At 64.7% G+C, this 12,923-nt stretch carries 10 protein-coding genes; 3 read left to right on the top strand and 7 right to left on the bottom strand.

Annotated features, from left to right (window positions below):
• Positions 1 to 10: 10 nt before the first annotated feature.
• The 4 genes from QN413_RS14115 to QN413_RS14130 all read right to left on the bottom strand — a co-directional run bounded on the left by QN413_RS14115 (position 11) and on the right by QN413_RS14130 (position 4,034).
• Positions 11 to 997 (bottom strand): MlaD family protein, encoded by a 987-nt coding sequence (locus QN413_RS14115; RefSeq protein ID WP_323497221.1) that lies wholly within the window; start codon positions 995 to 997, stop codon positions 11 to 13.
• Positions 998 to 1,017: 20 nt separating this feature from the next.
• Complete coding sequence (locus tag QN413_RS14120; protein ID WP_323497222.1) at positions 1,018 to 1,848, bottom strand: ABC transporter ATP-binding protein; 831 nt, start codon at positions 1,846 to 1,848, stop codon at positions 1,018 to 1,020.
• Positions 1,845 to 3,011 (bottom strand): ABC transporter permease, encoded by a 1,167-nt coding sequence (locus tag QN413_RS14125; RefSeq protein WP_323497223.1) that lies wholly within the window; start codon positions 3,009 to 3,011, stop codon positions 1,845 to 1,847. Before QN413_RS14125 ends, QN413_RS14120 begins: the two co-directional genes overlap by 4 nt.
• Positions 3,012 to 3,074: 63 nt before the next feature.
• Positions 3,075 to 4,034 carry a LysR family transcriptional regulator gene (locus QN413_RS14130; RefSeq protein ID WP_323497224.1) on the bottom strand — a complete coding sequence of 320 codons (960 nt, stop codon included), beginning with the start codon at positions 4,032 to 4,034 and terminating at the stop codon, positions 3,075 to 3,077.
• 140 nt (positions 4,035 to 4,174) lie between these two features.
• Here QN413_RS14130 and QN413_RS14135 point away from each other — a divergent pair, with 140 nt between their 5' ends.
• Positions 4,175 to 5,692: a CoA-acylating methylmalonate-semialdehyde dehydrogenase gene (locus QN413_RS14135; protein WP_323497225.1), complete on the top strand. Its 1,518-nt coding sequence runs from the start codon at positions 4,175 to 4,177 to the stop codon at positions 5,690 to 5,692.
• A gap of 67 nt (positions 5,693 to 5,759) precedes the next feature.
• On the top strand, positions 5,760 to 7,436 hold the full coding sequence (locus QN413_RS14140) for a GMC family oxidoreductase (RefSeq protein WP_323497226.1): 1,677 nt from the start codon (positions 5,760 to 5,762) through the stop codon (positions 7,434 to 7,436).
• 7 nt (positions 7,437 to 7,443) lie between these two features.
• On the opposite strand, the gene QN413_RS14145 is transcribed toward QN413_RS14140, so the two are convergent.
• Together QN413_RS14145 and QN413_RS14150 are read right to left on the bottom strand one after the other, a co-directional pair.
• Positions 7,444 to 7,704, bottom strand: a complete 261-nt coding sequence (locus QN413_RS14145; protein ID WP_187053956.1) for a hypothetical protein — start codon at positions 7,702 to 7,704, stop codon at positions 7,444 to 7,446.
• A gap of 14 nt (positions 7,705 to 7,718) precedes the next feature.
• Positions 7,719 to 8,954, bottom strand: a complete 1,236-nt coding sequence (locus QN413_RS14150; RefSeq protein WP_323497227.1) for an ammonium transporter — start codon at positions 8,952 to 8,954, stop codon at positions 7,719 to 7,721.
• Between the two features lie 507 nt (positions 8,955 to 9,461).
• Between QN413_RS14150 and QN413_RS14155 the strand changes: the two genes are divergently transcribed.
• The gene (locus QN413_RS14155) at positions 9,462 to 10,916 is read left to right on the top strand and encodes a hypothetical protein (protein ID WP_323497228.1); all 1,455 of its coding nucleotides are present in this window, start codon (positions 9,462 to 9,464) and stop codon (positions 10,914 to 10,916) included.
• 34 nt (positions 10,917 to 10,950) lie between these two features.
• Here the strand turns inward: QN413_RS14155 and mrdA are convergent, their stop codons facing one another.
• Positions 10,951 to 12,921 carry a penicillin-binding protein 2 gene (gene mrdA / locus QN413_RS14160; RefSeq protein WP_323497229.1) on the bottom strand — a complete coding sequence of 657 codons (1,971 nt, stop codon included), beginning with the start codon at positions 12,919 to 12,921 and terminating at the stop codon, positions 10,951 to 10,953.
• Positions 12,922 to 12,923: the final 2 nt, after the last annotated feature.

A 12,923-nucleotide genomic window follows, 5' to 3' on the forward strand; every position in this document is an offset into this window, starting at 1 on the left:
GTGTTCCCCTTCAAGGGCGCGCTGCGCTGTTGGCGGCCGGCAGTGCGGAAGCCGGAGGCAGTGCGAAGCCGGGCTCACCCGGTCCGGCTGCAGCACCGCCGTTGCCGAACAAGAGCGATTGCGGGTTGTCGTTGATGCCGTCGGCCGCGCGGCCGAGCCGGCGTACCGCGCGCGAGGTGTCGTCGGCCACGCGATTGACGCGCGGCAGCGTCGCGGTATTGAAAGAATCCACTGCCTGACCCAGCGCCTGCGTGCCGCTCGCCAATCGGTCGAGCGCACCGTCTTTCTCGTTGACGCGGCTCACCGTCGAATTGAGGTTGTTCGCCACCCGCGAAACATCGGTGGCGGCGGCCTTCACGCGCGTCAACGCATCGGGCATGGCCTTGAGCGCCGGGTCGAGCGACGTCTTGACGGTGTTGTCGAGTCGCTTGGTCAGATCGTTCGCGCTGCCAGCCGCCTGCGCGATGTTTTCGAGCGCGTCGGCAAAGTGCTTTTGATTGGCATCGCTGAGCAAGGTATTGGCACGCTTCGTCACTTCCTCGACTTGGTTGATGATGGCTTCGCCGCGGTCCTGCAACTGCGCGAGGGCCGATTGCTTGAGCGGAAGGCGCGGCGGATCGTCGTTGTTGGGGACCAGCGCCACGGTCGATCCGCCTTTGTCGTCCAGCGCGATAAACGCCAGGCCGGTCACGCCTTGGTAGCTCAGCGTCGCGTAGCTCGATTGCGTGAGCGGCACGCGCTCGTCGACACTGATGCGCACCCGCACGTTGCCCTTGCGCTTGGGGTCGAAGTCGATGAGCGTGACCTTGCCGACCGCGATGCCGCGGTAGCGCACCATGGCCTGCGGCTGCAGACCGCTCACCGCATCGCTGGTCGACAATTCGTAGATATTGCGCACGGTGTTGTCGCGCGTGAACCAGACCACCAGCCCGACGAGCAAGGCGATAAGTCCGAGCACGAAAGCACCGGCGGCAATGGCATGGGCTTTGTTTTCCATGGGCAGTGTTCCCTTTCTTTCTAGCCCGCGTTGGCGGGCCGTTCAATCGGCGGGGCCGCACGTTTTTCGTGCAACGCCTCCATGGCGCGCTGGCCGCGTCCGCCGAGAAAATATTGGTGGATGAAGGGGTGCGGATAGGCGATCACATCGCGCGCTTCGCCAGTCACGATCACCTTATGGTCGGCCAGCACCGCGATGCGCGTGCTGAGGTCGAACAGCGTGTCCAGATCGTGCGTGACCATGACCACGGTGAGGCCGAGTTCGCGGTGCAGGCCCCGCAGCAGATCACAAAGCTCATCTGCGCTCTCCGGGTCCAGGCCGGCCGTCGGTTCGTCCAGCAACAGCAGCGGCGGATCCATGATGAGCGCACGCGCGAGCGCCACCCGCTTGATCATGCCGCCCGACAACTCCGACGGACTGCGGCCTGCGTTCTCGGGCCCCAGGCCGACCATCTGCAACTTGACCATTGCGGCGTCGCGGATGAGTTCGTCGGGCAGCAACTTCAATTCGCGCAACGGAAACGCGATGTTCTCCAGCACGCTGAATGCAGAGAACAGCGCGCCGTGCTGAAACAGCATGCCGACGTTGGCTGCACCCGTCGCGCTGAGCTTGCCGGGTGCCTCGCCCAGCACCTTGACATCGCCCTTCGTCGGTTGCTCGAGCCCGAGCATTTGCCGGAGCAGCACGGTCTTGCCGGTGCCCGACCCGCCGACCAGCGACAGGACCTCGCCCCGCTGGATGACGAGGTCGAGGTCGCGGTGCACCACCTGGTCGCCTTCCGGGCTCTTGAACACCGTCCAGAGCTTGCGGATTTCGACCACGGGCACGCTCGGATCGACGAAGCCTGTCACGACGAAAACCCCACGCCGCGGAACAGTACCGCGAACAATGCATCGACCAGAATCACGATGGTGATGGACGTCACCACCGACGACGTCGTGCCCTTTCCCAGACTTTCGGTGTTGGGCTTGACCTTCATACCGAAGTAGCAGCCGACCAGAGCGATCAGGATGCCGAACACCGCCGATTTGGCGAGCGCGAGGTACAGGTTACCGATGGGCACCGCGCGCGGCAGCGCCGACAAAAAGAAGGCGGGCGAAATATCGAGCGCAGCCTCGGCGGCCAGCATGCCACCCGCCAATGCTGCCATCGACGTCCAGAGGCTGATGAGCGGCATGGCAATGGCCAGTGCCAGCACGCGCGGCATGACAAGCCTGAAGCCATGCGGGATGCCCATCACGCGCATTGCGTCGAGTTCTTCGGTCACCCGCATCACGCCGATCTGCGCGGTGATCGCCGAACCGGAACGCCCCGCGATCAGCACCGCGGCAAGAACAGGCCCGAGTTCACGCACCAGAGAGAGTCCGAGGATGTTGACGATGAAAGTTTCAGCGCCGTACTGCCGAAGTTGCTGCGACGTGAGGTAAGCCAGCACCACGCCGATGAGCAAGCCGACCAGCGCGGTGATCGGCAAAGCAGTAGCGCCGAACTGGTACAGATGCCCGGAAAAGTCGCGCCACGGCCCCCGGTGCGGCGCACGAATGAGCTTGCCGATATCGAGCGCAAGCTGTCCGATCATCCGGGTGAACTCGCCCGCTACGATCATCAGGCGCGGGCCGTTGAGCGCGAAAGCCTTGAGGCGATCGGCCAGCGTCTTGGGCGGCTCGTCGGGTGTGCCGCAGGTGTACCGCGCCACCTGATCGAGCACGGCCTTCTGCTGATCTGACATTTCCAGCGATGCGGGCCACGCGTTGTGCCAGTGGCCCCACAGGAGCTGCGCGCCGATGTGGTCGAGTTGCTCGATCGGGCGCAGATCCCAAGCGGTTTCGTCGCTCGCCGGCGCAGCTCCGAGGCTCTTCGACAGCGCCTCCCAAGTCGACGTTCGCGACATGGCCAGCGCCGTCCAGCGTCCACTCGCGACGTTCAGCCGGTGCCCTTGCTCATCGTGCCGCACGACACGCGGCAAAACGCTTTCGGCGTCGGGCGCAGGGATCGGTGCAGCGGCTGGCGGCATGGGTTCGGTCGGTGCCTGAGGCGGCTCGTTTGAAGGCGGGATTCATCCTAACCGCAGGGTGCGTCAGGGCTGCACGGAAAAGCCCGGCGCAAGCGCGCCACGCAGCCATTCGACGAATGCCGCAACTGCCCGGGGCACATGCGTCGCGTAGGGCCGGATCGCGTAGAGCTGCTCGCCGAACGCACCCACTGGCCGCCACTGCGCCAGCACCTCGACCAGCTTGCCCGACTGCAATGCCGACTGCGCGCTGAAGTCGGGCATGAGCGCGATGCCCAATCCCGAGAGTGCGGCATCGCGCAACGCCTCGCTGTTGTTTGCCGCAAACGGGCCCGACACGGGCACGGTCAGGCGCTGGCCGGCGAGCTTCCCCATCGTCGACACCGTGGCCTTCGCCTCGAAGTGCCACGCCGGTGTGTCCTTCACACGGGGATAGTGCAAGCAGTCGTGCGAGGCGAGGTCATACGGTTCTCGGGGCACGCCACGGCGCCGCAGATAGGCGCGGCTCGCCACAAGCACCGATCGTGTGGCGCAGAGCGTCCAGGCCACGTGTGTGTCGGGTGGCGCAGCGGTGTGGCGGATCGCCAGATCGAAGCCTTCCATCGCCAGCGAACTGAGCCGATCCGACAGGTCGAGCTCGATGCGCACGTCAGGATGCGCCCGCAGAAACTCAGCGATGCGCGGTACCAGTTGCTGCCGCGCAAAGGCGACCGGCGCGGTTACGCGCAGCAGACCGGTCGGTACACCGGCCAGGTCGCGCACGCTGGCGAAGCTGTGCGCGATCTGCTCGAACGGCGTGCGCATGTCGTCGACCAGCCGCTGCCCCGCTTCGGTCAGTCGCACGCTGCGGGTGGTGCGCTGGACCAGTTGCACATTGGCAGCGCGCTCCAGCTCGGCGATGCGCTGGCTCATCGCGGCCTTGCTCACACCGAGCCGTTGCGCCGCCGCCGTGTAGCTGCCCTGCTGCGCCAGCACGGTGAGCCAGTGCAGATGCATCCAGAGCGCTTCGATCTTTTGGGGTTCCATGGATGCATTGTTCACCATAGCGAACAATGCGTTCAGCGTTTACGCCTTGGCGGCCGAGCTTGCGCTGCCTAAACTCCATCATCCCTGTGTGCTCCGCGCACGCTGTCCATCAACCTTTTCCGCCCCAAGCGAGACACCCGATGCAAATCACCAAGACACCGATCGATCACTTCATCAACGGCCGCATGGTCGCCAACGCGTCCGGCCGCAGTCAGGATGTGACCAACCCGGCCACCGGCATGGTGACGGGCGCCACCGGCCTGGCCAGCGCGGTAGAAGTGAATGCCGCCGTGGCCGCGGCGCAAGCCGCGTTCCCCGCCTGGGCCGACACGCCGCCCATTCGCCGCGCTCGCGTGCTCTTCAAGTTCCTGGACCTGCTCAATCAGAACAAGGACGAGCTCGCCCACCTCATCACCGCCGAGCACGGCAAGGTGTTCACCGATGCGCAGGGCGAGGTCTCGCGCGGCATCGACGTCGTCGAGTTCGCCTGCGGCATCCCGCAATTGCTCAAAGGCGACTTCACCGACCAGGTGAGTACCGGCATCGACAACTGGACGCTGCGCCAGCCGCTTGGCGTGGTCGCCGGCATCACGCCTTTCAACTTCCCGGTGATGGTGCCGATGTGGATGTTCCCGGTCGCCATCGCCGCTGGCAACACCTTCATCTTGAAGCCGAGCCCGACCGACCCGAGCGCCTCGCTTCGCATGGCCGAGTTGCTGAAACAAGCCGGCCTGCCCGACGGCGTCTTCAACGTGGTGCAGGGCGACAAGGTCGCGGTCGATGCGCTGCTGGAACATCCGGACGTCAAGGCGATCAGCTTCGTCGGCTCGACCCCCATCGCCAACTACATCTACGAAACCGGCGCCCATCACGGCAAGCGCGTGCAGGCATTGGGCGGTGCCAAGAACCACATGGTCGTGATGCCTGATGCTGACATCGACCAGGCGGTCGACGCGCTCATCGGCGCCGGCTTCGGCTCGGCCGGCGAGCGCTGCATGGCGATCAGCGTGGCGGTGCTGGTGGGCAACGTGGCCGACAAGCTGATGCCCAAGCTGATCGAACGGACCAAGACGCTCAAGGTGCTCGACGGCGAGAACCTCGAAGCCGAGATGGGCCCGATCGTCACGCGCGCCGCGCACGAACGCATCACCGGCTACATCGATCTGGGCGAAAAAGAAGGTGCCAAGCTCGTGATTGACGGCCGCCAATTCGACGGCGCCAAGGCCGGCAAGGGTTGCGACGACGGCTTCTGGATGGGCGGCACGTTGTTCGACCACGTCACGCCCGAGATGCGCATCTACAAGGAAGAGATCTTCGGTCCGGTGCTCTCATGCGTCCGTGTCGGCGATTTGAAAGAAGCGGTAGACCTCATCAACGCGCATGAGTTCGGCAACGGCGTGAGCTGCTTCACCCGCGACGGCAACGTGGCGCGCGAGTTTTCGCGGCGCATCCAGGTCGGCATGGTCGGCATCAACGTGCCGATTCCGGTGCCGATGGCATGGCACGGCTTCGGCGGCTGGAAGAAAAGCCTGTTCGGCGACATGCACGCCTACGGCGAAGAAGGCGTGCGCTTCTATACGAAGCAAAAGAGCATCATGCAGCGCTGGCCGGAGAGCATCGGCAAAGGCGCCGAGTTCGTCATGCCCACGGCAAAGTAAGCTCCGACCACAGCCCGAGGCACGGCACACCGTCCCGGGCTTTTTTGTTTGATCTGGAGACAACGGCTTGAGCAACGACACCACTTTCGACTACATCGTCATCGGCGGCGGCACCGCCGGCGCATTGATGTGCAACCGGCTCACGCGGCAGTCGCAAAAGCGCACCCTGCTGATCGAGGCGGGGCGCAAGGACGATTACCACTGGATTCACATCCCGGTGGGCTATCTGTATTGCATCGGCAATCCGCGCACCGACTGGCTCTACAACACAGAGCCGGATGCCGGCCTCAACGGCCGCACGCTGCGCTATCCGCGCGGCAAGACGCTCGGTGGTTCATCGTCCATCAACGGGATGATCTATATGCGCGGGCAATCACGCGACTACGACCAGTGGGCCACGCTCACCGGCGACGACGCCTGGCGCTGGGAGAACGTGCTGCCCGCTTTCAAACAGCACGAGGACCACTACCTCGGTGCCGACGAGATGCACGGTGCCGGCGGCGAGTGGCGCATCGAAAAGCAGCGGCTGCGGTGGGACATCCTCGATGCTTTTGCACTGGCGGCGCAAGAGGCCGGCATTCCGCACAGCAGCGACTTCAATCGCGGCAGCAACGAAGGCGTCGGCTACTTCCAGGTCAACCAGAAGGACGGCTGGCGCTGGAATACGGCCAAGGCCTTCTTGCGGCCGGTTTGCTACGGGCGGCCCAACTTCGAGATGTGGGTCAGCGCGCAGGTGACCAAGCTCATCGTCGAGAAGCAGCCCGACGGAAGCCAGCGCTGCACCGGCGTGCAGGTGTGGGACGGGCACGAGATGGTGATCGCCCACGCCACGCAAGAAGTGGTGCTGTGCGGCGGCGCCATCGGCTCGCCGCAGATCCTGCAGCTCTCGGGCATCGGACCCGCGGCGCTATCGCAGGAACATGGGATTCCGGTCGTGGCCGACCTGCCCGGCGTCGGCGGCAACTTGCAAGACCACTTGCAGATTCGCGCGGTGTTCAAGATCGAAGGCGCACCGACACTCAACGTGCTGGCCTCGTCGCTCTTCGGCAAAGCGAAGATCGGCCTCGAATACGTGATGAAGCGCAGCGGCCCGATGAGCATGGCGCCGTCGCAGCTCGGCGCCTTCACGCGCAGTTCGCCCGAGCACGAATGGCCGAATCTCGAGTACCACGTGCAGCCATTGTCGCTCGATGCTTTCGGCGAGCCGCTGCACAGCTTCCCGGCCTTCACCGCGAGCGTGTGCAACCTGAACCCGACCAGTCGGGGCACCGTGCGCATCAAGAGCCCGCGCTACCAGGACGCGCCGGCGATTTCGCCCAACTACCTGAGCACCGACGAAGACCGCAAGGTCGCGGCCGATTCGCTGCGCGTCACGCGTCGCATCGCGGCCCAACCGGCGCTGGCAAAGTACAAGCCCGAAGAGTGGAAGCCCGGCGTGCAGTACCAGACCGACGACGAGCTCGCACGGCTGGCGGGCGACATCGCAACCACCATTTTCCATCCGGTCGGCACCGCCAAGATGGGCGCCGACAGCGATTCGATGGCCGTGCTCGACTCCCGCATGCGCGTGCGCGATGGGCGCGGCAATTTGATCCATGGCCTGCGGGTGGTCGACGCCAGTGCCATGCCCACGATCACCAGCGGCAACACCAATAGCCCGACGCTGATGATGGCGGAGAAGGCCGCAGGCTGGATGCACGAAGAGGCCGTGGCCGGCGCCAAGTCGAGGAGCGCCGCAATTTAGCTGGGGCTCACCGCAATCCACCCACATAGCGCGGGGCGCCTTTCGAGATCACCGGCGCCAGCGGCGCCATCGCAAATTCGAGCCCCGTGGCGATGGCCGCCAGATCGAGATCGCTCGTCGCCGTGGCGTGCGCCCGCGCAATGCGCACTATCGCTGTCGCGTACTCGACGTTGACGGACATCCACTCCGTGTCGGTCACGCGGCCGGTCTTCCGGCGCAGCGCCACGTGCAGTCGAGCCGCTGCGGCTATGCGATCCTCTTCGGTCATGTCGTTGTGATCCTTCAGGTGCCGATGCGCTCGCGCTGCTGGCCGAGGTCGAGGCCCACCGCTTCGGTCTCGTCGCTGACGCGCAGGCCGACCACGATGTGGACCACCAGAAGCACCAGCCCCGTGCCGATGGCGCTGTACAGCGCGACCGCGCCGATGGCAAGCGCCTGTACGCCCAGGTGGCCGGTTCCGCCGGAGATGCGGCTGTCTGCGAAGACCCCCGTCAACAGCGCGCCGACGATGCCACCGATGCCATGCACGCCGAAGACGTCGAGCGAATCGTCGGCCTGCAGCACGCGCTTGAGCGCGGTTGCACCCCAGTAGCAGGCCAGCCCGGCGATCAGACCGATGGCCACTGCTGCGGGCGGCGTCACGAAGCCCGCAGCCGGCGTGATCGCCACCAGGCCTGCCACCAGGCCAGAACACAAGCCTAGTAACGACGGGCTGCGCCGTGTCGTCCACTCGCCGATCATCCAGCTCAGCGCGCCCGCCGCCGCGGCAAGGTGCGTCACCAGCATCGCAAGCCCGGCTCGGCCATCGGCCGCCACGGCAGATCCAGCGTTGAATCCGAACCAGCCCACCCACAACAGGCCGGCACCGACCATCGTCAACGCCAGGCTGTAGGGCTCGAAAGACTCGCGCCCGTAGCCGCGGCGCGGGCCGACCGCATAGGCACACACCAGGCCCGCCACGCCCGCGTTCACGTGCACCACCGAGCCGCCGGCGAAGTCGAGCACCCCCATTTGGGCGAGCCAGCCACCCGGCTCCCAGACCCAGTGCGCGATCGGCGCATAGACGAGGACGCTCCAGAGCAGGGCGAACCAGAGCACCGCCGACAGCCGCATGCGCTCCACGAATGAGCCAACGACGAGCGCACAGGTGATGATGGCAAAGGTCAGCTGGAACATCGCATACACCGACTCGGGGACATTCGGCGCGACATGGCTCACCGCAACGGTGCCCGCTTCTTTCAGATAGTCGAAGCCGGCAAACCAGAAGCGGCTCGTGCCGCCGAGCCATGACGAGCCCGCAGTAAACGCCAGCGAGTAGCCCATCGCAAACCAGGTGATCGACACGACGGCAGCGACGACCAGCACACTGGCCATCGTGTTCAGCACGCTCTTGCGCCGCACCATGCCCGCATAGAAAAGCGCGATGCCGGGCAGCGTCATGAGCAGGACCAGCGCGGTCGATGTCATAAGCCAGGCGGTGTCGGCGCCATTGAGGGACGCTTGGGGAACCAGTGCCATCGGAAAGAGCCAATCGGGAATTTGGGACGCTCTTTGCCTGCACGAGTCGTGCCATTTGTTAACTTCCAGAAACAAACTCACGTCGCCAACGTGACGCCGCGCACGCTTTAGAGCGGGTTACTCCTAATGCACTACCTCGGTGCGACAACCTAAAGTCTCGCCACTCGCAAGCGGGCACGTCCCGGCTGTCGAGGGTCTGAGGAGACAAAGCTTCCGACTGTTGAACAATAAATATTCAAGGCATCCATTCGAGATGCCTGAATACCTTTTCGAAGCGCCGCTGGTCGGCGCTTTTTTTTGCGCGCTTCACAGACGCTTGCATGGCGGCATATAGCTACCGCAGGTCCTGGCCAGATGGTCAGCACTCACCAACAAACGGCCTTCTAACTTTCCGACGGTGCTAGACCATCTGCCGCCGAGGCCGCGGCGATGGTTCCACCATCCGGCGGATGTGGACGGCAAGACGGCTTCCTAGACTGAAATCCCCCACTCACAGGAGATTTCGTCATGCCGATTCATCTGACCAAACCGCTCGCCTGGAAAAAGGCCGACTCGGACGAGCTCAAGTTGCTGCAGGCCCTGCAGGGCAACATCCTCAAGGGCCACGGGCGAGAGTCGACTGCCGATATCTTCTTCAAGTTCGGCCCGGCAGCAAAAGACTCGAAACGCATGCTGCGCGACCTCGCGAACTTTCATGTCGTCAGCGCCCATCGGCAATTGCTCGACGCGGAAAAATTCAAGGCGAGCAAGAAGTGCGACGGCGGCGGTCCGTTCGTGCACCTGGCGCTGAGCTTTACCGGCTACCAGGCACTCGGCCTTGCCGCGAGCGCCCCAACCGACACAGATTTCCGCGGCGGCATGAAGGCTGCCGACAGCATTTCAGCGCTTGCCGACCCGGCCGTCACCGCTTGGGAAACGCCGTTCCAGAGCGATATCCATGGCATGGTGCTCGCAGCCGACGAAACGGAGGGCAAGACGGCCGCACTGGCCGCAAAGGTCAAAGAGCTCATCGAAGACGCGGGCGGCACCATCGTCCACGTCCAGCATGGTCGGGCCTTGAAGAACGCGCGCGGCGACGGCATTGAAAACTTCGGCTACGTCGACGGCCGCAGCCAGCCCCTGATGCTGCAGGAAGACATCGACGCCGAGACCTCCGCCACAGGCTCGTCGCGCTGGGACCCGGGCTTTCCGCTCAAGCTGGCGCTGGTCGACGACCCCGGCGTGACCGACACGTTCTCCTTCGGCAGCTTCTTCGTGTTCCGCAAACTCGAACAGGACGTGCGCGGATTCAAGACGCGAGAGCAGGAGATTGCGGACGTGCTTGAGCTCGAAGGCGAGGACCGCGAACTCGCCGGCGCGATGATCGTCGGCCGCTTCGAAGACGGCACGCCAGTGACGCTCTCCAAAGACGCACGGGACGACGATCCACCGAATAACTTCAACTACGACGGCGATGCCGGCACGCGTTGCCCGTTTCATGGCCACATCCGCAAGACCAACCCGCGCGGCAGCGGCAACGCCGAGACGCCGGCGCTCGAACGCATGCACCTGATGGCGCGACGCGGCATTCCGTACGAAGACGTCAAACGCGATGTGCATCCGTCGGAGCTGCCCGACTCCGGCAGCCTGGCCGAGTTCACCGCCGACGTGGCGCCCTCGTTGCCGACAGGTGGCGTGGGCCTCCTTTTCATGGCCTACAACCACAAGATTGGCGACCAGTTCAAATTCACCCAGCAAACCTGGGTCAACCTCACGCAGTTTCCGCTGCAGCCCGGCAGCCCGCACGGCATCGATCCGGTCATCGGCCAAGGGCCCAACAATCCGGGCGACCAAAAGCTGCCCAAGACCTGGGACGACACAGCGGAAGGCTTTGCCAACAATGCGCCGTTCGCAGGTTTCGTGAAGATGAAAGGCGGCGAGTACTTCTTTTCGCCCAGCCTGACCTTCCTGAAGAATCTCTAGGCGGTCGTCTGGGTGCGTGTCAGGGAGCCGTGGATCAAGGCGCAGTCGCCGGCGTCGCGGCCACCGTCGGCCAGGCGACTTCGCTGGCGACGCGTGGCTTGCCCATAGGCGCCGCTGCCTTGCCGGTCTTGATGGCTTCCATGTCGGCTTCGCTCGGGTACTGGTCCATCAACCAGTAGTCGAACACCCGGCGCGCGATGGGGGCTGCGGCACCGGCGCCCCAACCTGCGTTTTCGACCACCACCGCCACCGCGATTTTCGGGTCATTGGCCGGCGCGAACGCCATGAACAAAGCGTGGTCGCGCTGGTGCTCTTCGAGGGACTTGGCGTTGTACTTCGTGTTTTGTGCCTGCGTCACGGCCTGCGCGGTGCCGGTCTTGCCTGCTGCAATGTAGCCTGCGCCGGCGAACACACTGCGCGCCGTGCCGGCCGAGATCACTGCCATCAATCCGTCGCGCACCACCGACACGTTGGCAGCGCTGAAGCCGAGGTTGATGGCCGGCGGCTGCACCACCGACGTCATCTGGCCGGTGACCGTGTCACGCGTACCCAGCACGAGATGCGGCTGGTGCTTGATACCGCCTTCGGCAACGATCGAGGTGGCCTGCGCCAGCTGCAGCATCGTGAAGCTGTTGTAGCCCTGGCCGATACCGAGCGAAATCGTTTCACCGGCGTACCACTTCTTGGCCTCGGGCCGCTTGTAGGCGTTGCGCTTCCACTCCTGACTCGGCAGCACGCCGCGCAATTCGCCACTCAGATCGATGCCGGTGATCTGCCCGAAGCCGAGCGGCTTCATGAAGTCGTGAATCAGGTCGACGCCCATCTCGTTGGCGAGCGAATAGAAATAGATGTTGCTCGACAGCTGGATGGCGCGCCGCATGTCGACGCCGCCCAGGTTGCCTTCGGGGCTGCCGAAGCGGTGCCCGGCAAAGTTGTAGTAGCCGGGGTCGTTCACGATCACGTTCGGCCCGCGCTTGCCGGTCTGCAGGGCGGCCAGTGCCATGAAGGGCTTGTAGGTCGAGCCGGGCGGGTAGGTGCCGCGCAGCGCACGGTTCAGCAGCGGCTTGTCGAGCGACTCGCTCAGTTCTTTCCAGCTCTCGGTGTCGATGCCTTCGACGAACAGGTTGGGGTCGAAGGTCGGCTTGCTGACGAAGGCCAGAACTTCGCCGGTCTTGGGGTCGATCGCCACCAGCGCGCCGCGCCGGTCACCGAACATGTCTTCGACCATCTTCTGCAGCTTGATGTCGAGCGCCAGCATGACGGTGTTGCCTGGCGTCGCCGGATGGCCCGCCAGTCGCCGCACAGCGCGACCACCAGCCGAGGTTTCCATTTGCTCGACGCCCGTCAGGCCGTGCAACTCTTTCTCGTAGCTTTGCTCGACGCCGAGCTTGCCGATGTATTCGGTGCCTTTGTAGTTGGCGAAGTCCTCATCTTCCCAATCTTCCATCGCCGCTTTTTCGGTCTGGTTGATGCGGCCGATATAGCCGAGCACATGGCTCGCGATCTCGCCGTTGGGGTAGTTTCGAAAGAGCCGTGCCTTGATCTCGACACCCGGAAAGCGATAGCGCTGTGCCGCGAATCGCGCCACTTCTTCGTCGCTCAGGCGTGTGCGAATCGGCACCGAATCGAAGCTGCGCGAGTCTTCGCGCAGGCGCTTGAAGCGGCGTCGGTCGCGCGGCGTGACATCGACCACGTCGGCCAGGCCATCGATCGTCGCGTCGACATCGACAGCCTTCGACGGCGTGATCTCCAGGGTGTAGGCCGAGTAGTTCGACGCCAGGATGATGCCGTTGCGGTCGAGGATGAGGCCCCGGTTGGGCACCACCGGCACAACGGCCGTGCGGTTATTTTCAGCCTGTTCGGCCAGGTCTTCGTGCCGCACGACTTGCAGGTACACGAGCCGCATGCACAGCAGGCCGAAGGCCACCAGCACCGCGAGCCCGGTGACGATGACGCGGCGCTTGAAGCGCGCGACCTCGGCAGCGACGTTGCGTATTTCAGTCATGG

It is taken from the genome of Variovorax sp. LG9.2, assembly GCF_035018885.1.
In the GTDB taxonomy this organism is placed as follows: domain Bacteria; phylum Pseudomonadota; class Gammaproteobacteria; order Burkholderiales; family Burkholderiaceae_C; genus Variovorax.